This is a genomic window from Colwellia sp. BRX10-4 (genome assembly GCF_014077465.1).
Taxonomy (GTDB): Bacteria; Pseudomonadota; Gammaproteobacteria; order Enterobacterales; family Alteromonadaceae; genus Colwellia_A.
Genome location: NZ_JACGVZ010000104.1, coordinates 1 through 505, shown reverse-complemented (window position 1 = coordinate 505; position 505 = coordinate 1). Strand labels below are relative to the sequence as shown.

1 protein-coding gene is annotated in these 505 nt (G+C 40.0%); it reads left to right on the top strand.

Going from position 1 to position 505, the window contains the following annotated elements; all coding sequences use genetic code 11:
- Window positions 1–185 (top strand): Bor/Iss family lipoprotein (locus tag H4J67_RS20020; protein WP_220463143.1); only part of this gene is annotated, 185 nt, incomplete at its 5' end.
- Window positions 186–505 lie beyond the last annotated feature (320 nt).

Below are 505 nucleotides of genomic sequence, written 5' to 3'. Positions count from 1 at the left end.
ATCATAACTTCGCCCTTTCTTTATATGAGGGCTCGCCAGTTGTAGACCTCCAAAAAGAATGTGCTAACACGCCTTGGGCATCAGTAAAAACCGAATTAACTTTTATAAACGGTTTGGCTAGTGGTGCAGCAAATATGTTGGGACCAATTTGGTACCCAAAAACGGTTGAAGTATCGTGTAAATAAACTATAAGTCATTCAAGCAGGGCTAAAAAAAGTTGGCCAATGCTCGTGCCTCGCTGATTTTGGCCAACAATTTTTAGCCTCTTAATGAGGCATTGGTATGACTCGCCACGTCAAGTTAAATACACTGAACCTTGTTCATTAATTTCAGAACCATTGTATTCACTTTTAGTATTAAGTGAGTTAACGCATAGAATTAAGCAAGTAATTTTGTCGGTTATCATGCTGATATTCGTCGATTACTCACTGATTAGTTAGCAGCGCCTACCTTACTCATTTCGTCGTGGCACCTGTCTTCAGTCTATGTTAGCGGTTCAATAGCC